At 43.8% G+C, this 26,877-nt stretch carries 21 protein-coding genes and 1 tRNA gene; 15 read left to right on the top strand and 7 right to left on the bottom strand.

The genetic code is table 11. The features are described from left to right. The first annotated feature begins 79 nt into the window (after window positions 1–79). The 7 genes from HXT58_RS04440 to HXT58_RS04410 all read left to right on the top strand — a co-directional run bounded on the left by HXT58_RS04440 (window position 80) and on the right by HXT58_RS04410 (window position 8,530). Window positions 80–1,594, top strand: coding sequence for a nitrate/sulfonate/bicarbonate ABC transporter ATP-binding protein (locus tag HXT58_RS04440; RefSeq protein WP_032842404.1), 1,515 nt, complete (start codon window positions 80–82; stop codon window positions 1,592–1,594). Between the two features lie 246 nt (window positions 1,595–1,840). Beyond that, on the top strand, window positions 1,841–2,206 hold the full coding sequence (gene rplS, locus HXT58_RS04435; protein ID WP_004105329.1) for a 50S ribosomal protein L19: 366 nt from the start codon (window positions 1,841–1,843) through the stop codon (window positions 2,204–2,206). A gap of 28 nt (window positions 2,207–2,234) precedes the next feature. Beyond that, window positions 2,235–3,023 (top strand): signal peptidase I, encoded by a 789-nt coding sequence (lepB, locus tag HXT58_RS04430; protein WP_004105326.1) that lies wholly within the window; start codon window positions 2,235–2,237, stop codon window positions 3,021–3,023. A 65-nt stretch (window positions 3,024–3,088) separates the two neighbouring features. Continuing rightward, entirely contained in the window at window positions 3,089–3,820 is a 732-nt protein-coding gene (locus HXT58_RS04425) for a ribonuclease HII (protein ID WP_064340299.1), read from the top strand. A 12-nt stretch (window positions 3,821–3,832) separates the two neighbouring features. Then, the gene (locus tag HXT58_RS04420) at window positions 3,833–4,936 is read left to right on the top strand and encodes a LacI family DNA-binding transcriptional regulator (protein WP_004105321.1); all 1,104 of its coding nucleotides are present in this window, start codon (window positions 3,833–3,835) and stop codon (window positions 4,934–4,936) included. Window positions 4,937–5,204: 268 nt separating this feature from the next. Continuing rightward, a complete protein-coding gene (locus HXT58_RS04415; RefSeq protein WP_415705836.1) occupies window positions 5,205–7,769 on the top strand; it encodes an ABC transporter in 2,565 nt (854 codons plus the stop codon). Window positions 7,770–7,819: 50 nt separating this feature from the next. Continuing rightward, the gene (locus tag HXT58_RS04410; protein WP_174164399.1) at window positions 7,820–8,530 is read left to right on the top strand and encodes a GmrSD restriction endonuclease domain-containing protein; all 711 of its coding nucleotides are present in this window, start codon (window positions 7,820–7,822) and stop codon (window positions 8,528–8,530) included. Window positions 8,531–8,586: 56 nt separating this feature from the next. Here HXT58_RS04410 and HXT58_RS04405 read toward each other — a convergent pair whose 3' ends face one another. The 3 genes from HXT58_RS04405 to trxA all read right to left on the bottom strand — a co-directional run bounded on the left by HXT58_RS04405 (window position 8,587) and on the right by trxA (window position 11,807). After that, the gene (locus tag HXT58_RS04405) at window positions 8,587–10,182 is read right to left on the bottom strand and encodes an MDR family MFS transporter (RefSeq protein WP_410295667.1); all 1,596 of its coding nucleotides are present in this window, start codon (window positions 10,180–10,182) and stop codon (window positions 8,587–8,589) included. A 163-nt stretch (window positions 10,183–10,345) separates the two neighbouring features. Beyond that, on the bottom strand, window positions 10,346–11,332 hold the full coding sequence (locus HXT58_RS04400) for a G5 domain-containing protein (RefSeq protein ID WP_004574031.1): 987 nt from the start codon (window positions 11,330–11,332) through the stop codon (window positions 10,346–10,348). A gap of 133 nt (window positions 11,333–11,465) precedes the next feature. Then, the gene (gene trxA, locus HXT58_RS04395; protein WP_004110313.1) at window positions 11,466–11,807 is read right to left on the bottom strand and encodes a thioredoxin; all 342 of its coding nucleotides are present in this window, start codon (window positions 11,805–11,807) and stop codon (window positions 11,466–11,468) included. Between the two features lie 107 nt (window positions 11,808–11,914). Between trxA and serS the strand changes: the two genes are divergently transcribed. Together serS and HXT58_RS04385 are read left to right on the top strand one after the other, a co-directional pair. Further along, window positions 11,915–13,201: a serine--tRNA ligase gene (gene serS / locus HXT58_RS04390; protein ID WP_004574030.1), complete on the top strand. Its 1,287-nt coding sequence runs from the start codon at window positions 11,915–11,917 to the stop codon at window positions 13,199–13,201. A gap of 196 nt (window positions 13,202–13,397) precedes the next feature. Next, window positions 13,398–13,482, top strand: a tRNA-Ser gene (locus tag HXT58_RS04385). A 259-nt stretch (window positions 13,483–13,741) separates the two neighbouring features. On the opposite strand, the gene HXT58_RS04380 is transcribed toward HXT58_RS04385, so the two are convergent. The 4 genes from HXT58_RS04380 to HXT58_RS04365 form a co-directional block, all read right to left on the bottom strand. After that, the gene (locus tag HXT58_RS04380; protein ID WP_415705838.1) at window positions 13,742–15,013 is read right to left on the bottom strand and encodes a hydroxymethylglutaryl-CoA synthase; all 1,272 of its coding nucleotides are present in this window, start codon (window positions 15,011–15,013) and stop codon (window positions 13,742–13,744) included. A gap of 35 nt (window positions 15,014–15,048) precedes the next feature. After that, window positions 15,049–16,407, bottom strand: coding sequence for a hydroxymethylglutaryl-CoA reductase, degradative (locus tag HXT58_RS04375; protein WP_415705840.1), 1,359 nt, complete (start codon window positions 16,405–16,407; stop codon window positions 15,049–15,051). An 87-nt stretch (window positions 16,408–16,494) separates the two neighbouring features. After that, complete coding sequence (locus tag HXT58_RS04370; protein WP_415705841.1) at window positions 16,495–17,772, bottom strand: acetyl-CoA C-acyltransferase; 1,278 nt, start codon at window positions 17,770–17,772, stop codon at window positions 16,495–16,497. Window positions 17,773–18,778: 1,006 nt separating this feature from the next. Then, window positions 18,779–19,360 (bottom strand): xanthine phosphoribosyltransferase, encoded by a 582-nt coding sequence (locus tag HXT58_RS04365; RefSeq protein ID WP_004110321.1) that lies wholly within the window; start codon window positions 19,358–19,360, stop codon window positions 18,779–18,781. A 188-nt stretch (window positions 19,361–19,548) separates the two neighbouring features. Between HXT58_RS04365 and HXT58_RS04360 the strand changes: the two genes are divergently transcribed. The 6 genes from HXT58_RS04360 (at window position 19,549) to HXT58_RS04335 (ending at window position 26,797) form a co-directional block, all read left to right on the top strand. Beyond that, the gene (locus HXT58_RS04360; RefSeq protein ID WP_415705843.1) at window positions 19,549–22,515 is read left to right on the top strand and encodes an ATP-dependent helicase; all 2,967 of its coding nucleotides are present in this window, start codon (window positions 19,549–19,551) and stop codon (window positions 22,513–22,515) included. A gap of 142 nt (window positions 22,516–22,657) precedes the next feature. After that, on the top strand, window positions 22,658–23,071 hold the full coding sequence (locus HXT58_RS04355) for a DUF4418 family protein (protein ID WP_004105286.1): 414 nt from the start codon (window positions 22,658–22,660) through the stop codon (window positions 23,069–23,071). Between the two features lie 38 nt (window positions 23,072–23,109). Beyond that, entirely contained in the window at window positions 23,110–24,321 is a 1,212-nt protein-coding gene (locus HXT58_RS04350) for an FtsX-like permease family protein (protein WP_004574020.1), read from the top strand. Window positions 24,322–24,323: 2 nt separating this feature from the next. Beyond that, the gene (locus HXT58_RS04345; RefSeq protein ID WP_004119285.1) at window positions 24,324–25,097 is read left to right on the top strand and encodes an ABC transporter ATP-binding protein; all 774 of its coding nucleotides are present in this window, start codon (window positions 24,324–24,326) and stop codon (window positions 25,095–25,097) included. Window positions 25,098–25,354: 257 nt separating this feature from the next. Next, window positions 25,355–25,981, top strand: coding sequence for a 30S ribosomal protein S4 (gene rpsD, locus HXT58_RS04340; protein ID WP_004105277.1), 627 nt, complete (start codon window positions 25,355–25,357; stop codon window positions 25,979–25,981). Between the two features lie 141 nt (window positions 25,982–26,122). Further along, window positions 26,123–26,797 carry a histidine phosphatase family protein gene (locus HXT58_RS04335; protein ID WP_116973362.1) on the top strand — a complete coding sequence of 225 codons (675 nt, stop codon included), beginning with the start codon at window positions 26,123–26,125 and terminating at the stop codon, window positions 26,795–26,797. Window positions 26,798–26,877: the final 80 nt, after the last annotated feature.

The raw sequence follows: 26,877 nt of genomic DNA, 5'->3' as shown, positions 1-26,877 counted from the left end.
GACTAATAAAATTTACTAATAAAATTTACTAATAAATCGCTTAAAATAACAAAATTTTATGAAAAAGATTGGCAAAATTATGAATACTTTAAAGAGCAATGCAAAAAAAGTGCAATCCTCAATTACAAGCGATATTATCGACGCAAAGCACATCAGTCAAAGCTTCACTTCTGACAGTGGCACTACTCAGCACGTTTTGCACGATATTTCTTTCACCCTTCGCGAAGGTGAAATCGTAGCAATATTAGGACGTTCTGGTGCTGGAAAATCAACTTTCCTACGCACAATGGCTGGTCTTGTGCAGCCAACAGAAGGCACAGTAACATATCGCGGACGCGAGCTGACAGGCCCAAACCCAGGGGTTGCAATCGTATTTCAAACCTTCGCTCTTATGCCGTGGCTTACAGTACAAGACAATGTGGAACTTGGTTTGCGCGCTAGAGGCGTTAGTAAAGAAAAGCGTACTGAGCTTGCTTTAGCTGCAATTGACGCAATCGGTTTGGACGGCTTTGAAACAGCATATCCTAAGGAACTTTCCGGCGGTATGCGTCAGCGAGTTGGTATTGCGCGCGCGTTGGTGCTACGACCGGATGCATTGTTTATGGACGAGCCATTCTCTGCTCTCGATGTGCTTACTGCAGAAAACTTGCGTCAGGAAGTTCTTAAGCTGTGGTCTAGCGAGGAGCGAGATATTAAGTCTGTGCTTATTGTGACGCACAATATTGAAGAAGCTGTGCAAATGGCTGATCGCGTTGTGGTTCTTGGATCTCATCCAGGTCACTTAATTGCTGATGTGAATGTTGATTTGCCTCGTCCTCGAGATAAGCACAGTGCTGAATTTGAAGCGATGGTTGATAATCTGTATGCTATTTTGACTGGTTCTGCTCCAGAAAGCGCTGCAGAGCAAGACGCTTCCGAAGATGCTGATTCTCAAGATCAAGCAAATAATGCAACTAATGAAGATGCTGAAGATAACGAAGCTGCAGCAATTGCAGATATGCTTATTCAGCGCCACCATGACGATGAAGATGAAGATAAGCAAAGTGAGGATGAAGCTGAAGCAGGTGAGGCAAAGGCAGAGCCTGTGGCTGTTCATTTGCTTCCAAACGCTACACCAGGTGGTATGGCTGGTTTGCTTGACGTGATTTCTGAAAACCCAGATGGCATTGATTTGGCTGATTTGGCAGCTGATTTGTCGTTTGAGATTGATGATTTGTTCCCACTTGTCGATGCGGGCACGATGCTTAATTTACTTACTGCAGAAAACGGTCATATTACTATTACTTCTGAGGGTGAAGAGTGGCATAATGCCGATATTTTGCACAGTAAGCAAGTTTTTGCTCGTCTTGCGATTGAACATGCACCTCTTGTGCACGCAATTGATCAAGCTTTGAGTAGGAATCGTAACGGAAAGCTTCGTGGCGAGCTGATTTTGGATTTGTTGCGCAGTAAGCACACGGATGCTTTGGCACGTCAGCAGTTTGATATTGCAATTAGCTGGGGTCGTTACGGCGAGTTGTTTGATTATGACGCTGATGATGACGAGTTGACTCGTACAGTTGAAACTGCTCCTCTCGATGGAGTTGTGCGCTGAAATAGTGCGGAATAGTGCGGAATTATGCTCAATAATGTCCATTATTGAGCATAATTTGGTATTTGTATGCTTTCGATAAAGGGATGCCGCATAGTTCTTTTATCTTTTAGGTCTAGTCGCTTCTTATTTAAGATTGCGCGGATCGGAAGCCCCCTAAAAAGCGAACTTTTTGGGGAAAGAATTGCGTAGCACATTTGTTGCTAACGCTTACTATGCGTCGATATGCGGCGGCGATGGAGGAATATTATGGTAAATGCTGTAGAAGCATTTGATGCTAAGCATCTTAAGGCTGCTGAAGAAATTCCAGCTTTCCGTCCTGGCGATACCGTTGATGTCAACGTTAAGATTCAGGAAGGCAACAACACTCGTATTCAGACTTTCACCGGCGTTGTGATTGCTCGTAAGGGTGCTGGCGTGCGTGAAACTTTCGTTGTTCGTAAGGTGAGCTTCGGCACTGGTGTTGAGCGTCGTTTCCCACTTCATTCTCCAGCTATCGATTCGATTAAGCTGGTTCGTAGCGGTCGCGTTCGTCGCGCTAAGCTTTACTACTTGCGCGCTTTGCGTGGTAAGGCTGCTCGTATTGCCGAGCGTCGCGATAACTCTGCTAAGTAAAATGGAACTTATGTGAAGGGTATTTGTTATGACTGATGACACGCAAATTAGCGATACTCATATCGTTTCAGTAGCGGGTCATGGTATAGATCCTTCACCGGTTCCACCAGAGCCGGAAGGAGATTTACCTTCCGGCTCTCGCATGTTTAAGCGCAAAAATAGAAAAGGTAAGCATTTTGCACATTCTAAGCGTGCTAAAAATGACCGCCTAACTTTGCGCGATGCTATAACATGGTTCGGTATTCCAGTATTAGTAGTGATACTTATTCGTGTGTTCCTATTTGGAGCTTACACAATTCCTTCTGGCTCTATGCTAGATACTATTCATATTGGCGATTATGTTATTACGACTAAGCTAACTCCGCGCTTATTCCCATTAAAACGTGGAGATATTGTTGTTTTTGAGGATCCTGCACATTGGTTGAGTGGTGAAAATTCTTCCGGTGCTGTTGGCAAGGATTTAATTAAGCGTCTTATTGGTTTGCCTGGAGATACTGTTGAATGTAAAGGCGCTGGGCAGCCTATTGTTGTGAACGGTGTTCCAATACGAGAATCTTCCTATATTCGTCCTGGTGTTGACCCGAGTGCTTTTCCATTTAAAGTAAAAGTTAAAGCTGGTCACGTGTTTGTTTTGGGCGATAATCGTTCTAATTCTGCGGATTCACGATATCATCGCAATGATGGCGATGACGGTTTAGTTCCGATTTCCAAAATCGAGGGCGTTGCTGTGTTTAGATCGTGGCCGCTTGATCGAATTGGTCTTTTAGACGAACACCATGATGATTTTAACAATGTGCCTGATCGTCCTGCAAAATAAAAGTATTAGCGCAATGAGTATTAACGAAATTATATTAGCGCGACTTATATCAACTGATTTCAATTATGCCAAATAAATCATCCAATATACCGCTTATTCCATCGTTTAAATATGAGCAAGATCTGCTTTGCGAAGGCTATGATTGGGTGATTGGTCTTGACGAAGTAGGAAGAGGCTCTCTTGCAGGTCCTGTGATGGTAGGAGCTGCAGTTATTGGAATTAAACAAGTAAAAGAAAACTATATGCCTGAAGGCTTAGCTGATTCTAAATTGCTTAGTGAAAAGCGTCGAGAAGAGCTTTATGAACCGTTGCAAAAATGGTGTACAACTTGGGCAGTCGGGTCTTGCACTAACACAGAAATTGATGAGTGGGGTATTAGCTATGCGCTTGGTGTCGCTGCGTTAAAAGCAATTTCTAAAGTTGAAGAAGATATTAAAAAGTTAAGTTTTAGCGTAAATGCGGATACGCGTGCGAATTCAAACTTTCGTATTGCCGCAATATTGGATGGACCTTGCGATTATATTGACAAAGTCGCAAATACTTTTGACGCTCCTTACGTTCATGAGCCTGTAAAAGTTCATACTTTAGTAAAAGCAGACAGGCAGTGTGCGAGCGTAGCTGCAGCTGCAGTTTTGGCAAAAGTTACTAGGGATAATCTTATGGTATCTCTTGCTAAAAATCCGCAATATGCAGCCTACGATTGGGCAAGTAATAAGGGTTACGGTTCTTTAGCTCATCGCAATGCCATTAAAAAAGTAGGTCCTAGCGATTTGCACAGATTGTCTTGGCATTTATAAGCGAGGGTGCATATGGCAAAAAATGAAGCAAAACGCGTGTCAATGATCGATGTTGCGCACGCTGCTGGTGTAAGTCATCAAACTGTTTCTCGCGTTATTAATAATTCTCCTGATGTTTCTGCTAGCACGCGAATTAAAGTTCTGCGAGTTATTGAGCAGCTTGGGTATTATCCGAGTAATTCAGCACGCGCATTAGCAACTAAGAAATCGCGTACTTTAGGGCTTATCGTTGGTGCAGAAAATAGAACATCTCGAAACATTATTGCTCCTATAGAAGCGCAAGCAAAATCTCGTGGTCTTTTTCTTTCTATTAGCATGGTCAACGAAACATTATGTGAACAAAGTGATATTCAAGATTTATGCGAGAGTTTTGAAGAGCAAAATGTCGACGGATTAATAATTGACGCTCCAACAGATGCAATATTTACGTCACTGTGTCGTACGCGTATTCTTAAGCCGTGCGTATGCGTTACTGCTACTCATGGTGCAATAAGCGCGCATGAAGGCATGAATATGTTGCGTTCTCATAGCAACGTTGAGTATTCAATGATTGGTATTAATCAATCTCGCGCAATGAACGATATTGTGTCACTTATTGCGCATTATGGACATCGAAATGCCATTTATATAGCAGGTCCTTCGCAATGGAGAGGTGCTGCAACGCGACTCATTGCATGGCGTTCACTTTCAACTGCTCAAGGTATTCATTCGCATATTGTGCAATGTACTTCGTGGAAGTCTTCTGAAAGTTACGCGCGAATGAATCATATGATTGAGAAATTTGGCATAGATGGCATTGCATTGCCGACTGTTATTGTTGCTTCAAGCGATGAGCAGGCAGTAGGAGTTGTGCGTTCCTTGTATGAGCACGGTTTGAAAATTCCGAGTGATATTAGTGTTGTTGGTTTCGGCGATATTCCGGCAATAAGTGATTTTTTCCCACCTCTTACAACTGTGAGTCTCGATATGCAGCAATTAGGGTCGTTGGCAGTGCGTGAAGCTTTGAGATTAATGAATCATGGGCCTGAGCCAGCATTCCCAGATATGTCTCATGGAGTTGGGCAAATACCTGCTGGCTTAAAATTGCGTTCTTCTATTGGTGCCGTATTGAGATAATTTTGCGATTGTGAAAAATTGCATTAAAAATTATCGAGAATAGAATTAAGAATGGTATTTTTAATTATTTTTTTGATTATTTAAATATTGCGTGAAACAGTTGTGAAACAACTTTATTTTCTTAATGCTAATATCTGGCAAAATGGCTTAAAATCAGCATAATTACGCGGATGCCGGCGTGTTGATGGTGTGTGTGAAGCGTAATCTTAACATCAGTTGGGAGTGTGTGGTTTTTGAATAAATATGGAATAAAGAAAAGGATCAGGAGATGATAAATCGCTGCTTTGCGTTCGTGCCAGGAATTAAGCATCTAGTTATTTTAAGGTCGGCGTGTCTTGCGATTTCTTATCTTGTAAACATAGCTTTTGTCTACGTTTGCGTTGGGATGTTGTCTCCAGTATTAAGACCTGTTCGTTCTACTGGAACTTCTTTAATGAGTTCTGTTGAATTTACGTCTTACATTATTGCTTTAGCTGCTATTATTTTGCTGAAATATGCAGTTTTTTACTGGTCGTGTACTGTTTGTGCAGAAATTGAGTCGCGAATAGCTATGCGTTTGCGCCCTAAAATGTTGCACGCAATGTTATCTCTACGTTCTGTAGATATTGAAGATTCTCATGACATTACTTCTTTGCGTGTAAATGAAGATATTTTTGCAATACAAAGTTTTGTTGCTTCTTTAGTTCCACAAATTATTGCAGCTATTCCTGTTCCTGTGGTTGTTTCTGCAGCACTATTTACAGTTAACCCTGCTATAGCCGGGATTTGCGCATTAGCTGCATTGTTTAATGTCGCTTCTCTTATATTCTCGTTGGCACTAAGCCCAGTATCGTGGCGTTGTGTAAGTGCGTTATTTGCCTATGTTATTGCTGGACTCGCAATTGTTGCAACTGTTTGGTTATCTTCCGTTAAAGGTGTAGGTCTTGCTGCAGCTCTGTTAACAATGCCCTTGTTAATGTTAAGCGTCCAGCCACTGAGAATTGTTGGTAAGAATATGCATGTAGTTAAGCATGCTGTTCATGGTTTGGACCATGTTGAAGCATTGTTAAAAATGGTTACTGATTCTCCTGCTCCAATAGCATTTAGTGACGATGGTTCAACATTATCTTTGCCTGATGGCTCAACCAATATTGCTTTGCGTATGCGATGCAATATTTCGGAAAATAATGCGAATACTAATGAAGCTCAGCGTTTATCGATAATTGCAAAATCTGGTGAATTGCAAGTTATTCCAAGTAAATATCATCATGTTATGCGTGAGAAAATACTTTCTGGTACAGGTTTTAACAAATCTGCTGACATATTGCTTTCTTATAGCGACCGTTATGATATTCATGAAGACGACGTTTCTCCATTTGTAGTTTCTGAAGTATTTGACGCAAACGATAGTGCATCTTACTTGTCGTTGAATGATGCAAGTTCTGCAGCTTTAGCAGATATTGTTACTATAGTTAGCGAGCGAAGTCATCTATTTTCCACAACATTGCGAAAAAACTTACTTTTGGCTGCTCCAACAGCTACGACTACTGCGATGTGGGATGCATTGCGAGCTGTGCGAATAGATGGCGTTGTTTATGCCGATTACGACGGTCTAGATATGCCAATAGATAGACTTTTTAATAATCCTGAAGCATCCTATAATTCTGAAGATTTAAAGCGTCGTGTTATTCTTGCTAGAGCAATTTTAAGACACACTAAAGTGTACGTTTTTGATTATTCCCAATGTGATATTAGCAATCATGAAGCTGAAGAAATTGTTAAAATATTGCGTCGCATAGCGCGTTATGCGAATGTAATAGTGTTAATGCCAAATGATGCTGGAATTAGCGCAACTGATGAAATAGCAACTGTAGAATCGTATCGTCATGTTGCTAATGATAGTTCTAAAAATATTACGCAACTAAATCAATTAAACGAATCTCAGAACTCGCAAAACTCACGAAACTCGCAAAACGTTGAGCAAGCTCAGCAAGATCCTAATAAAAACAAGCATATTTCTTCTATTGCAAGTATTGCTTACACTTATGAAGTGAGAACAATCTCAAAGTTCAAACGTGCTATTTTTGCTTTTATATCAATGTTTAGTACTGCTCTCAATCTTGTTTCTGCAGTATGTATTCCTGTTGCTATTGTTTCAGCAATGTTTGCTGTTGCAGGACGTCCAATATTTGGTTTTGTAATGCAACAGTGTGTGCTTGTTGCTGTTGCTTGTATGGCAGTTCGTGCATTAACTCTTGTTACAACATTTGCAGGTGTAGATATGCATCACGAACGTTGGCATAAAGCTCATATCAGCATGAATGTTGGAATGATATTTGCAGTTGTGCCGCTTATGGTTGTTTTGTACTATTTCGATGCGAATTTGTCTTATGTAGCTATTGCTTCGTGCGTGTTTATTATGTTTATTGTTCCTCGATACTTACTTATACGCTCCAAGCATATTGCAAATAAAGTGCGCATTGAACAACATGAAGTTGAGAATGAAGTAAGTGATATTGAACTTGGTATCGATGAAGTACTTGCATTTAGGCAAGGTGAGCATTGCGTTAATCGAATGGTTACTTCAATGCATAAAGTTTCTCAACAAAGAATGCGTTTGGCTCGTAAAAGTGGAGGCATGTCGGCACTTGTTCTTGCTATATCGTTAATTAGCATTTCTGTAGCAGCACTAGTGGTTTCTCACACTATCCATCCAGTTCCAGCTAATATTCCAGCATGGAGCACTGTTTATGCTGTTATGGCAATGGTTTTGCTTGTAATTATGATTCAGCAAGTTGTAGATGTTGTTTTACAAAGAATACCGTCTGTTATGAGAGTTAAGAGCAGTAACTAACTTTAATTTAAAAAATATAGAATATGCATAAGTTGGGTTGGGGGCTGAACATGCGTAATCGTGGTAACAAGAGGCAGTTTCTTGCGCTGTTTTGGATGCTGTTGTTTGCTGTTTTATGTGGGATTGTTATTGGCTTGTTGCTTCCTAAAATAAACAGTAACGTTGGGAAGATTACAGGAGAATATGAAGCAAGCGGAGAAGCTGCGCAAGCATTGAAAAAATTGCGTATATCTAAGCCTTATCGTTACGGGTACGAGCGTCAAGTATTTGGATATCGTACTACTGACGATGACGGTAACGGATGTGACGTTAGGGAAGATGTTTTAGCGCGTGATTTACAAAATGTGAAATACAAGTACGCAGGATCTTGCCAAGTGCGTTTCGGCTTGTTGCATGATCCGTATACTGGCAAAGATATCAACTTCGTGCGTGGGCGAAAAACTAGTGCCTTAATTCAAATAGATCATGTTGTTGCATTACAAAATGCGTGGGAATCTGGAGCATGGAAATGGAATCGTGCAAAACGATTAAAATTTGGCAACGATATGATGAATCTACTCGCGGTTGAAGGAGCTGCTAATCAAGAAAAAGGTTCCGCGTCCGCAGCTTACTGGCTTCCTTCAAACAAAACCTTTAGGTGCGAATATGTTGCTAGGCAAATAGCTGTTAAATATAAATATGGTTTAACTGTAACTCGCGAAGAAAAGCAGAGTATGGAAAGCGTATTGCATAACTGTTCTGCACAGAAATTGCCAAAGTAAGGATTTTGCTCAGTCTAGCATCCTTAAAAGCGACTTAGTAAGCGTTTAATAAGCATTTAGTAATGATTATGGGTGTGATCGTGCATTACGTCGTGATGCTCTGCTGAATGAGGAATATGCAAAACGCGCATGCGGTCAATAGCTCTACGCGCAAGATTGTGAGCAGAACCTGTGCCTTCGCCCTTGACTCCAAAAATAACGATAAGAGCCATAATTCCCGTAATAATAGCACTAATGCGCAAAGTCCATTGAACTCCAAAAATACTAGCAGCAACATCGGCAGCGTGACCTGTGCCAGAATGGTGAAGAGTTGTCAATACTGTCATTGTAACTACTAAAACAGGTGCTCCAATAGCGCCCCAAAGCTGACGCATAGTATTAGTTACAGCCGAACCGTCGCCAAGCTCTTCCTTACGCAAACAATTAAGTGACCACGTAGTTATTGGCATAAGCAAGAATCCCATGCCAATTTGGCGAGTAAACTGCCAAATGGAAATCCACCAAATCCACGTATCCATGTCAATAAGACTCATCATTACAGTGCCAAAAAACAGAATAATAGAGCCTGCCATAGCAACTGGGCGCACTCCAAAGCGATCTAGCATACGACCACCAAAATACTGCGAAATAGCCATGCCGAACGCTCCAGGAAGCAGAATTAAGCCGCTCATAGTTGCTGAAAAACCACGATCAGACTGAATATAAAGCGGAATAAGCACCATAATTGAGCTGAAAGCAAAAAATGTAAGGCAAGCGCAAATAGTACCTACCATAAAGTAGCGGTTTTTAAGCACATTAAGACCAAGAAGAGGAGTGTGACCGCGTTTTTGCGCTCGCAACTGCCTTATAACAAACCAAGCAATTCCAAAAGCACCAATAATCATAGGAGCCCAAGATAATGGGTGGGAAACTCCGCATCCTTCAATATTAGTGAATCCAAACATGAGTCCGCCGAAGCCGATAACCGAAAGACCAACCGAGAAGAAATCAGCATGCGCGTTAAGATCATGTTCTCCAAAATTATGCAAGAAAAATACTGCTAAAACGACGGATAGCGCTCCGATAATAGTAAGAGAGCAGAAAATAGAACGCCATCCATTAATATCAGTTTGCAAACCGCCAATAGTAGGACCGATTGCTGGAGCAATACTCATAGCCATGCCAACGCTTCCCATTGCCACACCTCTGCGAGTAACAGGGTAGACGGAGAATACGGTAATTTGTAAAACAGGCCACATTACGCCAGTGCCAATAGCTTCAAGAGTTCTGCCAACAAGTGCCATCATAAAGTCGCTACTAAGCCATGCAAGTACGGATCCAAAAGTAAAAAGCGACATGGAAGTAATAACAATTTGGCGAGTAGAAAAGCGTCTTGTTAAAAATGCTGTAAGTGGAACCATAATTGCCATAATCAGCTGGAAAATAGAAGTAAGCCACTGACCAGTTGTGACGCTTATGCCAAATTCTTGAACTATTGTTGGCAATGCTGCAGTAAGTTGTAATTGTGCGAAATTGCCAATAAATGTAATAAACGTAAGAATAGCAAGAGAAATTAAAGCAGGACGTGTAAGACGATTGTTATTGTATGCTTCTTCGCCTGTTAGCGCATGGCTGAGATTTTGGCTTTTATTAGACAGCCATGTTGAGTGCATCAAAATAAAACATCCTTTTTATTCTTAAACGTAGTTTTTCTTAAGCATATTTTTAAGCATAGGTGGCAAAAGTCAATCGACTTAAGTCTATTCTCTTATCTATTACAACGAAAAATTGTAAGACTTAATTTGCGCAAAACAATAATATCTAGACTGATTCTAATCAGTAGCTGTGGTAGGAAAGCCAATGATTGTAAGCGCCTTGAATGGAGCCATAACGACCATTGCAATAATTCCAGAACCAGCGGAGCTGAGTTTGATAGTTAGTAGCCCAATCAGCTCCGGCAGAAGCCATTTTTCCGCCTGGCAAAGCTTGAGGTAAACCGTAAGCTCCAGAAGGATTCATTGCGTTTACGCGCCAGCCAGATTCATGAGAAATAATAAATACTGTTGCAGTAAAATCAGCTTCACTATAACCGTTAGAAATAAGCCAATCGTGAGCCCATTGTTGCATCTCGCCAGCAGGAACAGTCGTGCCGATAGAAGCAGCTAAGCCAAGTCCGGCAGAAGAACCGCCAGTTCCAACAAGAATAACCTTATCTTTTGGAGCTTTTTTAACATAAGAAGCAAAAATATTAGAGGAAACTATTTTTCCCTTAGTTCGAGTAACTATTTTTGCTGTTTCCATTACGCCGTTAGCGCCTTCACTTTGCACCTTCTCAGTACCTTTTGGAAGTGCAGCAGTTTCCTTTTTAACGACGTTAAACGCGATTGGGTCGTCGGAATTTTCTAATTTTGCGCCTGCACGATTAATAGTAATAACAGTTGATTCGCTAACTTTAGTTGTAAGAGATGGAGTAACAACATCGTGTGGCTCAAGAGTGATATCCCCGGCATCAAGAACGGATTTTACATCAGTGAAATTATTGCCCAAAATAGTACGATGATGACCATTTATAACAACGTTAACATATGAAGTTGCGCTATCATGCAACATGCGACGGCTAGCACTACGAGAAACTTGCGAAGAATCGGTTGCCGAATAAGAAGTAACCTGAACAGCGTGACCTTTAGACGAAGTGTAAAAATCTCGCGAGGCAAAACCAAGTATCACCAAAGCAATGAAGCCTAAAATAACCGCGCTAACTCTAGCCCACTGTCGTAAACTGAGTGAACCAAGCGTAACAGTATGCTTACGGTGACTGGCCATAACCCTCCTTATTCCTGCAATTACTCTATTGATACTTGCAAACGCTCGCAACGTAGAGTAATAAAACTAAAATGTATGTGCAAAACGTATATGCAAAACCTCACATATTGTATCTCATGGCATAGTCTATAAATCAGGATTCAGAATCATTAGATTCGTAAGATTTAGCTTGTTCAACCAAATCTTCTAAATCAGAAGCTAGTAATGCTCCAGCTTGTCTATAAATAACTTCGCCGCGCTTAATAACCATTACTGTTGGAACAGCTTGGATTTGAGCAGCTGCAGCAATCTCGTTGCTTTTGTCAATATCAACTTTTACGAAAGGAATTTCGGGATATTTTTCACTGACCTTCTCAAAAATAGGACCAAAAGACCTGCATGGACCGCACCACGTTGCCCAAAAATCGACAACAACTATTTCATTTGTCGAAGCAATCTTCTCAAAATTTTCTGTAGTAGCATGTATTGCTGCCATATTACTCCCTCAATATTTTGCGTATTTGCTTTATTGTACGTGCCGCCTTGCATAAATGTTGTCGATAGTGCGCTTATCTGTCGTCTTGCGGCACTAGGCTAGGAGTCATGCTTGATATCCAATTTATTCGTGAACATGCCGACGTAGTTAAGGAATCGCAGCGCAAGCGCGGTGAATCCGTTGAGCTCGTCGATGAAGTATTGCACAACGATGACTTGCGTCGTACTGCTCTTAAGGCTTTTGAAGAGGCTCGCGCTGAGCAAAAAGCTATTGGTAAGAAGGTTGCAACAGCTAGCGCGGAGGAAAAGGTTGCGCTTATTGCTGAAACTAAAGAATTAGCTTCGAAGGTTGCAGAGTACAAAGCTGAATCCGAAAAAGCTACTGCCGACTACACTACAGCAATGTGGAAGCTTTCTAACATCGTTGAAGATGAAGCTCCAGAAGGCGGAGAAGACGATTATGTTGTAGTTAAGAAGGTTGGCACACCTCGCGATTTTGCGGCAGAAGGTTTCGAGCCAAAGGATCATTTGACTCTTGGAACTGGCGTTGCTGGAATTGATATGCGTCGCGGCGTGAAGGTTGCAGGATCTCGCTTCTACTTCTTGCGCGGTGCTGTGGCTCGCTTGCAAATCGCAATGCTTACTATGGCTGTTGATCAAGCCGAAGAGCACGGTTTTACGCTTGCGATTACGCCAACGCTTGTGCGCCCGGAAGTAATGCGCGGAACTGGCTTCTTGAATTCTCATGCGGACGAGATTTACCGTTTGCGCGAGCCAGATGATCAGTATTTGGTCGGTACTTCCGAAGTTGCTTTGGCTGGTATGCATGAGGATGAGATTCTTGATTTAAGCAATGGTGCTTTGCGTTATTGCGGTTGGTCGAGCTGCTACCGTCGTGAGGCTGGTGCTGCCGGAAAGGATACTTCTGGTATTATTCGCGTGCATCAGTTTGATAAAGTTGAGATGTTCGTTTATTGCAAGCAGGAAGATTCTCGCGCTGAGCATCAGAAGTTGCTAGGCATGGAGCAAGAAATGCTTGCTAAGGTAGAAGTGCCTTACCGCATTATTGATACTGCTGCAGGTGACCTTGGTTCTTCTGCCGCTCGTAAGTTTGATTGCGAAGCTTGGGTTCCAACGCAAGGACGTTACCGTGAGCTTACTTCTACTTCTAACTGCACTGAGTATCAGGCTCGCCGCTTGAATGTGCGTGAACGTATGGAAGATGGTGGAACTCGCCCAGTTAGTACGCTTAACGGCACTTTGGCTACTACTCGCTGGCTTGTGGCTATTTTGGAAAATCATCAGCATGAGGATGGTTCGATTGATATTCCGAAGGCTATGCAGGCTTATATGGGTGGCAAGGAAGTCATTGAGCCAACTAAGTGGGAAGCGTGAGTTTGCTCGTGCACAAACACGGCGTTTGTTTCAAAAAATCGTTTAATTAACTACAAAGCCCGGGAAATTACCTGGGCTTTGTTTTTTAGTTGATAAGTTTTTTGAATCTGGGTGTTGTGTGTTGCGTTCTATACGTGATGATATGCTTACCACTTGTGCGTTAAAAGCGGCAATTTGATTGCTTTCGCGCGCAAATGGATGGGTGTCCGAGCGGTCTAAGGAGACGGTCTTGAAAACCGTTGTAGGGAAACCTACCGCGAGTTCGAATCTCGCCTCATCCGCGAATTAACTAAGCCTAAAGCATGTGAAATTGCTTTAGGCTTTTTTAATTCGCCGAGCTCGGGAAATTAGCAAATTGCGGCAGAAACTTTACAGCGGTGTAAAGAAACGGTCGGTTGTGCGCGGAATAACGGCAGAAACTTTACAGCAGCGCACAGTTTATGCCGCCTACGCACCAAAAAACGGCAGAAACTTTACGTGGGTGTAAAGAAAAGGTCGGTTGCGCGCGAGAATCCGATCAAAACGTGCGCTCGCTCGATTTTAGCGCGCGGAATAATGACGCTCTTGAGAAGTGATTGCGTCAAGGAAGAAGTTCGCACCTTCGCGGCAAGACGTGCTGCTTTCGAAATCTTCCGGAGCGTAAGGCGCAACGCTTTCAAACATCTCCTCGTAATCAGCAACGCTTAAACGCACGCGCGAATCAAGCATATCCGCATGCTCGCGCGCAAACAGCGCATTTCTAAATCCTGGCGCAATCGTGCCGCTGAAAAATTCACCAACAGCGCCGGAGCCGTAAGAAAATAGCCCAATCTTATCGCCGCTTTTAAGTGCAGTAAGATTACTATTTTCGCAAGTAAATTCGTCTAACTCAAGTAAAGACAGCAATCCCAAATACAGGGAACCCGTATAGATGTTGCCTACGCGATGGCTGTACTTCGTGCTGGTTTCATAGCGCGAAAGTAAGCGATTGCGCGACGACTCGCTTAGGTTGCTATTATCGCAAGAATCCATCGCAGCCTTAAGCGCCTTCAAACCCATTTTCGTATACGGCAAGTGGAAGCATAACCCTGCAAAATCATTGAAATTACAACCGTTTTGCGCACAATATTTTTGCCACACGTCGCAGAAAAATTGTATGTATTGCTCAGTCGAAAACTTTCCGCGAGCAAGCGCAGTGTCTTGGTAAACAGGTCGCCAAAAGTCCTGAATATCAGCGGATTTCACAACGCTATCGTCGTTAATTTTAAGCACGTGCGGATTCGCGCTCACAAGCATTGCTACAGCCCCTGCTCCCTGCGTTACTTCGCCAGGTGTAGCAAGACCGTAGCGCGCAATATCGGCTGCAATAACAAGCACTTGCGGATTTTTTTCGGCGTGCGCGCGCACGTAGTCACATGCCATCATCAAAGCCGCGGTGCCGCCGTAGCAAGCTTCTTTTACTTCAATAGAGCGCACCCACGGCGTGAGTTTTAGCAGATTTTGAACGTACAGAGCACTCGATTTACTTGCGTCGACGCCGCTTTCTGTGCCGACGATTAGCATTTTGAGGCGATTGCTATCGATGTGGGGTAGCAGTGGGAGGGCAGCTTGCGCGGCGAGAGTGACGATGTCTTGGTGATTTGGTGGCACAGATTGTTCGCTTTGACCGATTCCGATTGTGAATTTGTTAGGGTCGATTCCACGGTGTTCCGCCAGTTCTTCGAGGTTTAGGTAATAGTGCGGCGTTGCGAAGGAGATGCGGTCGATGCCGACGGCAAGGGGAGTGGTTGCGGAGGTTGTGGTTGCTGATGTTTCGGTATTTTGTGTGTTCATTTGTCCTAAAATTCCTAAATTTTTCTTAATTTTTCTTAATTTTTACTTGATTCTCGTAACTTTTGAAGTAATTGCATAACTTTTTCTGTAGTTCTTTCTGCAGGGCTAAGTTGCAAAATATCATGCGCGATTTCCGCGATTTCCGCACCTTTGGCACCTGCTGCAATTGCTAGGTTTGACGACTGTAATGCCATATGACCTGCTTGAATTCCAGGGCCTGCTAGTGCGCGAAGAGCCGCAAGATTTTGTACCAAACCGAGCGCGGCAAGCGTGTTTCTAAAGTCGTTTGCGTTTTTGTAATTGCCGATTTTGATCGCGAGTTTTGCCATTGGAAGCGATGAGATTGAGCCGCCAACAATGCCGATCTGTAGCGGAATTTCAATACTGCCATGGAGTATGGTTTTTCCGTTTAAAGTTTCGGTGTTCCACTTTGACAGTGGTAGGTAGCGACCGGAGCGCGCCGCCCACGCGTGTGCTGCCGATTCTAGCGCTCGCGTATCATTTCCTGACGCGAGCGCGGCTCCTGCGATTCCGTTTAGGATTCCTTTGTTGTGCGTGGCGGCGCGCGCAGGGTCGCTGGCGGCAAGCGCGCTCAATGCCGCGATTCGGCGCGCAAGGCGTTTTCCTTCGCTCTCTCGCTCAGAGTCTTCCAGCCGCCTGGATGCCAGTGCTTCAACCGGTATATGCACTTCTGCTGTGGTGGCAACGCGGCTGGTGTTTGTGAGTATTGCCACTAGCGCCTGCACGCCGAGCCAGCTCTCCAGCTGGGCTTTGACGGCTTCGCCCATAGTGTTTACTGTGTTGGCGCCCATTGCGTCGCATGTGTCTACGTCAATCTCGAGCTTTGCGAAGCCGTGCAAAGCTGAAGCGCGGCATTTTCGCGCGCCGCCACCCCTTTTACTCATTGATGGGTGTGACTCGTTTGCAATGAGCAACAGCTCTGCAACCTTTTCTTTATCTTCAACGATTCTGCTCAAGCGCGCCGCCACGCTCCCGTCTGCGTCCTCAAAAGCTATTTGCGCTGTAGTCACGTATTGTGGGGAACGCGCAATAATTCCGTATCCAACGTCAGTCGCCGCGTCAAATCCAACGTCAGTCTCCGCCGCAATCCGCGCCCCATTGCACGCAGCTGCAATCACGGACGGCTCTTCGGTTGCAACCAGCACGTCCCGCATTTCGCCGTTCACAATCAGCCCACGCACAACGCCAACCGGCAGCGTATACTTTCCAATTTGATGCTCAATCATATGATTTGCAACGTCTGCAGGAATTGTAGTATCAGAACTTTCCGCAAACTGTTTAAGCAAAAATGTTGCATCAGCATCGTTAATTGCGCCCTCATTTTGCAAGGTTTTTATGCGATTTTCCACGCTTAATTCGCGAAAAGCAGTCATCGAAATCACCTCATGATTTGTAGACTACGAATGCTTCTGATCGCTTCGCATTCTGACTTAGTTGTTTTGCAGTCTGACTTTATTGTTTTACATTTTGGCTTGATTGTTTCGCATTCTAATTTGCATAGAAACGCCGATTCCGCCGCCGACGCACAGCGCAGCAACTCCATTTAACTTATTGCTATCTCGCAAAGCGTATATAAGCGTCGTCAAAATCCTAGCTCCGCTAGCGCCCAGCGGATGACCGAGTGCAATTGCTCCACCGCGTACGTTTAGTTTTGACTCGTCAATATAAAGTTGCTCCGAAACGGCAATGCTTTGCGCTGCAAACGCTTCGTTTATTTCGAATAAGTCAATGTTGTCAACGCTGCTACCGGTCGCATTTAGCATGCGTTCCATCACATGTTTTGGAGCATATCCCATTAAATCTGGGTCGATTCCGCCTTCTGCGAATCCCACAATTTGCGCAAGATATTCAATTCCGTGCGCTTGCGCGTAATCTTTGCTCATAAGCACTAGAGCTGCAGCTCCGTCGTTAATTCCGCTTGCGTTTCCGGCAGTTACAGTCGATTCGTGCTTGCAAACTTCGTGCTTGCAAACTTCGTTCTCGCTAATTTCGTTCTTGCCAACTTCGCAAGTCGCGCCCGAAGTTTCTTCCGATGCTTTAAAAAGCGTGCGCAATTTCGACAACTGCTCTAAAGACGTATCTTCGCGAGGATGCTCGTCTTGAGTTATAACAGTTCCGTTTGCAAGCGTTACTGGCACAATTTCAGAAGCAAAATCGCCTCGTTTAATAGCGGCAACAGCTTTTTGGTGAGATTTAAGTGCAAAAATATCTTGTGCTTCGCGAGTGATACCAAATTTTGCTGCAACATTTTCTGCAGTAACGCCCATTGCGTCGCCAGTAAAAGCGTCGTTTAAGCCGTCTCGTTGCAAACCGTCAATAAGCGCAAAATTCCCGTATTTGTGTCCGCTAAATCGCGAATTAGTTGCGTAAAACGGTACGTTGCTCATGCTTTCAGTGCCGCCTGCAACAACAACTTGCGCATCTCCCATAACGATTGCGGATTGTGCTAAACGCACTGCTTTTAAACCGGATCCGCATACTTCGTTAATTGTCATTGCGCAGCTAGAAGTATCTAAGCCTGCTTTTAACGCAATTTGGCGAGCAACGTTTTGTCCGCTGCCTGCTTGTAATACGTTTCCAAAAATAGCTTGATCCACGTCGTGTGAGCTAATTCCAGCGCGTTCTATTGCTGCTTTTGCTGCGATTGTTCCTAAATCAACTGAGGAAAGCGAAGATAAGCTGCCGCCGAATTTGCCAATAGGCGTACGTACAGCGCTTGCAATCACCACATCAGTCATATGTTTAGCCACCTAATCAATTGTTTGTTGCAATACGTGTTGAAGTATACCAACCGGACTACTTTATCGTATTTTTCGACAAAATTACCATTTGCGAAAAATTTTTCTCGTTTCCTTCACAATTAAACGTGCTTCAGTGAGTTCGCTCACCCGAATCCGGCATAAATTTTACAGCGTTGTAAAGTAACGGTCGTTTGCTCGCCAAATAGCGGCAGAAACTTTACAGTCGTGTAAAGTAATGGTCGGCTACGCGCCTGAATCTGGCATAAACTTTGCGCTCGTGTAAATTAAGGGTCGTATTTTCCCAAACCTCCTGAAGCTTTGCGCCAGTGCTTCTGCGAAAAGTGGTTTTGTAGCTTTGCGCCTGTGCTCTGCAGACGTTGCGTCTGTAGCTTTGCAGTAATGCTTTGCTAACGTCGATTACTTATTGCTTAGTGAACTTTAGCAATAATGCTCTGCAGACGTTGAGTATTTATTGCTTAAAGAACACTAGCTTTGCGCTGCTGCACACACTACACCAGGCACTCCTACCACACCACAAAACACTAGCGGTTTTACTAGTAGTGAAGGGTGGGTGTTGCTTGGTCGGAACAAATATTCGTGCGGTGAGATTTGAGATTTTTCGCACTGAGCGCGGCGAACGTCAGAGCCGCAGGCTGCTGATTCGCCAAGGGAAGAAGAAAAATCGAAAAATCTCTGCGATAAAACGAGGTTATTAATGGTTAGCACGCAGAGTTTGGGGGATTTCTCTACGAGCGCTAAAAGAGGACTGATGGAGCAACATTCTTTAAAGAAAGGCGAACACAATAAACGCCTTTAACAGTCAAGGCGACTGAAGGACGGGACGCGCGAGGAGAGAAATCCCCCAAACTCGCGCCACGGCAAGCAAGAGCGGAGCGCTGCGAGACAAGTAATTCCTATATCACACAACCACTTCAGAAACCCGCCAGCCAAAAACCAGTCCCCAAAACTCGCGCCACAGTAAAAAACTCGCGCTTCGCACTCGCTACTTACGGAACGAAATCGACCCATCAACAGGATCCATCGCGTCAACAATCGCCAGCGAATCCAAGTCATATCCGGCTTCACGAAGCGCATCTCCGCCACCTTGGAAGCCCTTTTCGATAGCGATTCCAATGCCTGCAACGCTAGCTCCAGCATGATTGCAAATGTCGATTAATCCTTGTAGAGCTTTGCCGTTCGCCAAAAAATCATCCAAAATAAGCACGCGATCTTCCGCACTTAAATACTTACGTGACACAATCACCGGAAACTCGCGCTGCTTTGTAAAAGAAAATACCGTAGATACGTATTGGTCGCCATCGAGATTAATTGACTGAGCTTTCTTTGCAAAAACCACAGGAACTCCACCAAAATGGCGTGCTGCAACACATGCGATTCCAATACCAGAAGCCTCAATCGTAAGAATCTTAGTAATATTTGCGTCGCGGAAATGCTCAGCCCAAGCGGCTCCCATATGATCAAATAAATTCACATCGCACTGGTGGTTCAAAAAAGCGTCTACTTTTAATACATTGCCTGGTTTTACGATACCATCTTGGAGAATGCGTTCTTCCAATTCTTGCACGATGCGCCCCTTCTTACGAACAATTACTTGCAGTACGCTCAAGCATACCCACGTTCGTGACACAATACGAGTAAAAACGACTGCAGCATGTGGTAAACCTGATTAGATACGTGCGCAATTAAAACGTGGGGGCGTTTTATTGCTGAAGCTAAAACGTAGGTAATTGGCAGCATCAATGGAGTACAAGTATGAGCGTAAGTATGGGCGCAAGTATGAATGCAAATATGAGTGCAAAAGATAGCGATTATGGATATGTAAGTGATTTGTTGGGGAATCCAGTTGATTCGTTCGATTCTGACGATCATTTTTACGAGAATGTTGCGGATGCGAATGATTATGCCAACTACAGTTACGACGAGTATGCTGACGCTTACGCTAAAGAGCCTGATTTTACGCAGCAAGAATATGCGTCTGATCAAGAATCAGTGCCTCCTCAAGAAGAAGTGTCTCCTCAAGAATCTCAAGAATCTCAAGAATATTCCCAAAATTCTGCACATTCTAGAGTTGCAGTTGACGCGCAAAAACTACTCGACGGCTTAAATCCGCAACAATCTCAAGCAGTCCAATACGACGGACCGGCACTGCTTATTGGAGCAGGAGCTGGAAGCGGCAAAACGCGAGTTCTTACGCGAAGAATAGCTTGGATATTAAGCCAAAAAGGTGCCTGGCCAAGCCAAATCCTTGCTATCACGTTTACAAACAAAGCTGCTGCCGAAATGCGTGAACGTTTAAGCAATCTTATTGGCAGCGAAGCAAATACTATGTGGGTTTCGACGTTCCATTCTGCATGTGTGAAAATACTTCGCAGATCAGGACAGTATATTGGCTTAAAATCAGGCTTTTCTATTTACGATACTTCCGATTGCGAGCGATTAGTAAAAATTATTGCAACAGAGCTTAACGTTGATATTAAGCGTTTTACGCCACGCAGCATTTTGGGCAAGATTTCAGATTGCAAAAATAGTTTAATCACTTGGCGTGAGCAACTAGACATGTATGCTAACGATTACAAGCCGGGTGTTGCAGGTCAACAAATTGCGCACGCTGGCAATTCTGAAGCTGTTTACGCAACTATTTATGCGGAATATCAGCATCGTTTATCTCAAGCAAATGCGGTTGATTTTGACGATTTAATTATGCGAACTGTGCAACTCATGCGCGAAGTACCAGAAGCTGCGCAATATTACCGCCATAAGTTCCGCTATATTCTCGTAGACGAGTACCAGGATACGAATCACGCTCAATACGAGCTTATTCGCGAGCTTGCAGGAGTGGATGTAAAACAAAATAGTGCGTATGTAAAGCAAAATAACGCAAATGCATCTCAGCAAAATAGCACTCCTGCATCAATCACAGTTGTAGGTGACTCCGACCAGTCGATTTACGCTTTTCGCGGAGCAGATATTCGCAATATTCAAGACTTTGAAAAAGATTTTCCAAACGCTACAACTATTATGCTTGAGCAAAATTATCGCTCTACGCAAACTATTTTGGATGCTGCAAACGCAGTTATTTCGCATAATCAAGGACGAAAGCCTAAAAAATTGTGGACGGCATTAGGTAAGGGTGCTCCAATTACTGGTTATGCAGCAGACAGTGCTCAACAGGAAGCAGCTTGGGTTGCGCAAGAAATAGCGCGATTAGCAGGTGAGGAGGGTGTTGCTTATTCGGATATGGCGATTATGTATCGCGCTAATGCACAGTCTCGTTCGCTGGAAGATGCGCTCGTTAAAGCAGGTCTTCCGTATCAACTTGTTGGCGGCACGAAGTTTTACGAGCGTCGCGAAGTAAAAGATGCGCTCGCATACTTGCAATCTATGGCAAACCCAGATGACGATGTGAATATGCGCCGAATTTTGAATGTGCCTAAGCGTGGGCTTGGAGCGCGTGCGGAGGCTTTGCTAACGCTTTACGCTCAAACACAAGGAGTTAGCTTCTGGCAAGCTTTGGAGCATTTGGAGTCAATCGAAGGCATGCCAACTCGCACTGCAACCAAGCTTAAAGAGTTCCGTGAGCTTATGCACAATTTAATTACTTGTATGCAAAACGATGACTCGAAACCTTCTAAAGTTATTGACAGCATACTGAACGACAGTGGTTTGCTGGAGGATTTGCAACGTTCTGAAGATCCTCAAGATGCCGCTCGCGTGGATAATTTGTCGCAATTGCAGTCGGTTGCAGCTGAGTATGAGCAGAATACGCCGGATGCTAGTGTTGCTGGATTCCTTGAAACGACGGCGCTTGTGGCTGATTCGGATCAATTGCCGGATGAAAATGAGGACACTGGTAAAGTTACGTTGATGACGCTTCACACAGCTAAGGGCTTGGAGTATCCGGTTGTGTTCCTAACTGGCATGGAGCAGGGAACTTTTCCGCATTCTCGCGCTTTGGAAGACGATGGCGAGCTTTGCGAGGAACGTCGTCTTGCTTATGTTGGTATTACTCGAGCTAAGCAGCGTTTGTATGTTACTCGTGCTGCTGTTCGTGCGCAATGGGGGCAGGCTCAAGATATGCTTCCAAGCCAGTTTTTGGATGAGATTCCAGATAATTTGATTGATTGGAAGCGCAGAGAGTCTGATGTTGAGCGTTGGGGCGCTTCGTCTAGGCGCGGCGATGATTTCGATAGCGATTTTGATAGTGATTTCGGTGGCGATTTCGGCGGCTGGGATGACGATTATAGCGATGCGTTTAGTGAAAAAACAACTTATGGTGGAAGCAGTTACGGTTCTGAAAAGTCGCATGGCTCTAAGTCTTACGGAAGAAATAAATCGTATGGCTCTAAGTCTTACGGCTCTTCTTACGGAAAGTCTTATAGCAAGTCTTACGGATCTTCTTATGGCTCGTCTTACGGCTCGTCTTATTCTAAATCGAATTGGTCTAAGTCAAGTGCAGTAAAAACGCGCAAAGTTACTGCAAAAACTGCGACTTCAACAAGCGCAACAAAAGTTGGTTCAACTTCTGCAGTTATGAATAAAAACAATCATCTAAATATTCAAGACTTCCAAGTTGGCGACAAAATTACTCACGATACTTACGGCTTAGGAACCGTGTTAGCAACGCAAGATAAGGGCAGAAACTCAATTATTACAGTCGATTTCGGCTCCGATGGAGTAAAGCGACTAATGCTTAGAGTTGCACCAATCGAAAAATTGTAAAATCTTTTATTTATGCACTTTAATGTAAGATAAATTTTTAACAAGGACGTGGCGTTTGCTGGTGTGAGCGCTGAGAAGCGTGTTGCATTAACGAAAATGTGACACTAAAAAATAAAAACATACATTTCATGAGGTATAAATTATGAAAAACAAATTATTCGCATCAATTCCTGCAATTATTTTCGGTTTGCTTATTGCCGTTGCACCATTGACGTTTGCAAAGCCATGCTCAACCGGAGGCATGCACAAAATGCATATGATGATGCAACCTATGGCATGCTACTACACAGGTCGTGCAGCCGTTGGAATTGGTTTAGTTATTGCAGTACTTGGAATTATTGCGCTATTTGTTAAAGAAAATGTTCGCATTGGTTTAAATATTGCTGTAGTTGTGAACGCTTTGCTTATGCTCGCTGTTACAACATTCCTTATTGGCGTGTGCAAGAGCCCAATGATGCACTGTGCATCGGTTATGCGTCCAACACTGATTGTTCTGTCTGTGCTCGCATTAGTGTTCGCAGCTGTTTCCGTGTATTTGGATAATAAAGAAAATTAATAGTTCAAATAGTTCGAAAAGCTTAACAAAGCAAAATTATGCGCACTATTACGCTAAAGCGATTGCCGCTGGAAAATCTTAAACGCAAGCCATTGCGCACGGCTGCACTTATTGTTGTATCTGCGTGCTTGTCTGCAATATTTTTCGGCGGCTCGCTGATTTCTATGAATCTTGAACGCGGCTTGAACAGTATGCGAGAACGCATGGGAGCCGATATTATGGTTATCCCTCAAGGTACGCATACTAAAGCAGAAGCGCTGCTTACAAACAGTGGTTCAAGCACTTTTTATTTCACTAACGATATTGAGAATTTAGTAAGACGCTCTCCGGGTGTGCAAAAGGCGAGTGCACAAACGTATATTTCTTCGCTTTCTGCAGGATGTTGCGCTGAAAAATTACAAATTATTGGTTTTGATCCCGATTCTGATTTTGTTATAGGTCCTTGGATTTATTCTCAACACAAGCAGAAGTTACAAAAAGGCGAGATGATTGCTGGCGCAAATGTAATCGTGTCTTATATGAATACTGTTCGTCTTTTTGGACACCAATGGCCTGTAGCTGCGCAGCTTGCAAAAACCGGCACAAGCATTGATAATTCAGTGTTTGTGCGACGCGAAAGTGTGCCGCAAGTAGTTGAGTATTCAACGAAAGTAGGGCATACCGCTATTCCAAAGGAATATGCTAAAAAAGCAGTTTCTGCAGTTCTTGTAAAAGTACAAAAAGGTTACAGCGCGCAAGAAGTTGCAAAAAATATCCGCAAAACAACTGGTCTTTCAAGCATTGGCATAGTTTTTCCGGGCGGAATTACAGCAACTACGCAAGCTAATCTTGGTGTTTTTACTCGCACGTTGACTTTTATAATTGCTGCGTGCTGGCTAGTTGGATTGCTAGTTTTAGTTGCAGTGTTTTCAACATCTGTAAACGAGCGTAAAAAAGAGTTTGCTTCTCTTCGCATACTTGGCACAACAAGAAATATGCTTTTAGGTGTTGTAGTTAGAGAATCTACGATACTTGGCTTAGTTGGTGGCGTATTGGGTGTTGCGTCTGCAAGTCTTATATTGTTCCCTTACAGTTCTCTTATTTCTGAACAATTGCAGCTTCCGTATTTGGAAGTGACTGCTCTACCAGTAGCAGTGCTTATGTTAGCGTCTGTGCTACTTGCGCTTGTTGCAGTTGTTGTAGCTTCAGCGCTTACTACATTGCGTATTGCTATGCGTGAAACGTATTTGATACTTAGGTCAGGTGAGTAAGTATGGAAGATAAGAGTCAAAAACTTCCAAGTAATGAGTTTGATATTTTACCTGTTGTTGAACTTACTCGTGTAACTCGCGAATTTATGCGCAGAAAGCACAAATTTTTTGCAGTAAATAACGTGAGCTTTGTGCTAAATAGCGGCGATTTTGTGGCAATCGTTGGAAAGTCAGGTAACGGAAAATCTACTTTACTAAATTTGATTGCTGGGTTATTGAAGCCAACGCATGGAAGTGTAAAAGTTTGCGGCGAAGAGATTTCTGAACACACTTTTAGTGATGTCAAGATGTCTCGTTTGCGCGCATGTGATATAGGTTTTGTGACGCAATCGCAGACGCTTTTGCAAAATCTTACTGTGCATGACAACATACTTTTACCTGTGCAAATTGCAGCTAGTACTTGTGAAGTAAGTAAGTCTGCTGAAAGTAAGTCTGCTGAAAATAAGTCTGAAGTAAGCGAAGATTCAAATGAGACTCGCGCGTTAGAACTTTGCAAGCAATTGCATATTGAAGATTTACTGTGGTGCTACCCAAGTGAGCTTTCGGGTGGTGAAATGCGTCGCGTAATGATTGTGCGCGCGCTAATAAACAATCCGAAGCTCCTTATTCTTGACGAGCCTACTGGCGATTTGGATTTAGAGCATACTCGCATAGTGGTGAAAATGTTGCGCGAGGCTGCAAAAAATGGTGTGGCAGTGCTCATGGTAACTCACGATGTTGAGGCTGCTCGTTGTGCGGATCGCACATACACAATGGATGCTGGCTCCCTTCGCTAATTTATTCTTACGGGTGTGTAGAATTAGAAACGATGCCTATTTTGTGTAAGCATCATCTGGAGCCTTAGCCCATCAGTGGGTCGGCGCGCGGTAGTTATGGCGTTATTTCAACGTTTTAATACTTGCGCGTTCGTGTGTTAGCACGAAGAAGCACTGGAGAGGCCGGCTCAGCGTGAATAATTTTTAGGCGATTTTGCGATCGACTAAAAACTTGGTTCGCGTTCCGTTCAGATAACGACAGAATTAAAGGATTAGTTATGACTAATATTCAGCGTTCTCGCCGTCAGGTGCGTCTTTCTCGCGCCCTCGGCATCGCTTTGACCCCAAAGGCTCAGCGTATCTTCGAGAAGCGTCCATATGCTCCAGGTGAGCACGGTCGCACTCGTCGTCGCACCGAGTCCGATTACGCAGTACGTCTTCGCGAGAAGCAGCGTCTTCGCGCTCAGTACGGCATCTCCGAGAAGCAGCTTCGTGCTGCTTACGAGAAGGGTACGCACACTGCAGGCCAGACCGGTGACGCAATGCTCACCGATTTGGAAACTCGTCTTGATGCTTTGGTTTTGCGCGCAGGCTTTGCTCGCACCACCGCCCAGGCTCGTCAGTTTGTTGTACATCGTCATATTTTGGTTGATGGCAATCTTGTTGATCGCCCATCTTACCGTGTGAAGCCAGGTCAGACCATTCAGGTTCGTGCCAAGAGCCAGACCATGGTTCCATTCCAGATGGCTGCAGAAGGCGTTCATCGCGACGTTTTGCCAGCAGTTCCTGGTTACCTCGATGTGAATCTTGCCTCTTTGAAGGCTACTTTGACTCGTAAGCCGGAAGTCGATCAGATTCCAGTTGAAGTCAACATTCAGTACGTCGTCGAATACTACGCTCGTTAATTCGCCGATTTAATTCTTAAGGACATACCGCTTGACCCCTGCTATGCGATTGCGTGGCAGGGGTCAATGCGTTTTTGTCGATTTCATCGGTTTGTTTGGTGTTTTCGACAGTTATGTACCGCTTAGTGCAATAATGGAGCTATGTTGCTGCATCTTTATTTAGTGCGTCACGGACAGACGCTATTTAATCGCTATAATCGACTGCAAGGCTGGTCAAATTCTCCGCTTACTGAAAAAGGTTTGAAAGATGCGGACACGGCTGCAAAAAAGCTAGAAAATATTGCTTTTGCTGCAGCTTACTGTTCGGATACTACTCGTGCGCAAATCACAGCACAACGTATTCTCGATGCAAATGAATCTGCCGGTAACGTGCGCCCGACGCTTATAAGCGACATGCATTTTCGCGAGCAATGCTACGGCTATTTTGAAGGTCAAGATATGCAAATGGCTTGGTGGGCTGCAGGAGCGCCTCACGGAGCGCACACTTATAACGAAATCGTTGAAAAATTTGGGCTTGCGGCAACGCGAGACATGCTTAAAGAAGCGGATCCTTTTCACGATGCCGAGTCAGATATCGAATATTGGACTCGTGTAGAAGAAGGTTTTGCGTTAATCGCTTCAAATTCTTTGCTTAACGATGGAGATAATATTTTGCAAATTTCGCATGGCAACACTCTGCTAAGTCTTATGCACCGTTTTGCGCCTGCAGGCTACGATTTAAGCGAACGTCCTCAAAACGGAAGCGTAACCAGACTTGATTTTGACACTACCAAACCTATTGATAATGCCATTACTATTCGAGGCTATAACGAGTAGATTCTACTGTTTAACTTTGTTATATGCGTCTTTACCGTTCGTTAATCTTAAGTCATTGCGAAGGGTTTTAATACGTAGTT

It is taken from the genome of Gardnerella sp. KA01000, assembly GCF_049244035.1.
GTDB classification, from domain to species: Bacteria; Actinomycetota; Actinomycetes; order Actinomycetales; family Bifidobacteriaceae; genus Bifidobacterium; species Bifidobacterium leopoldii.
Note: the sequence above shows the minus strand (reverse complement) of the source record. Positions and strands in the feature narration are given on the sequence as shown.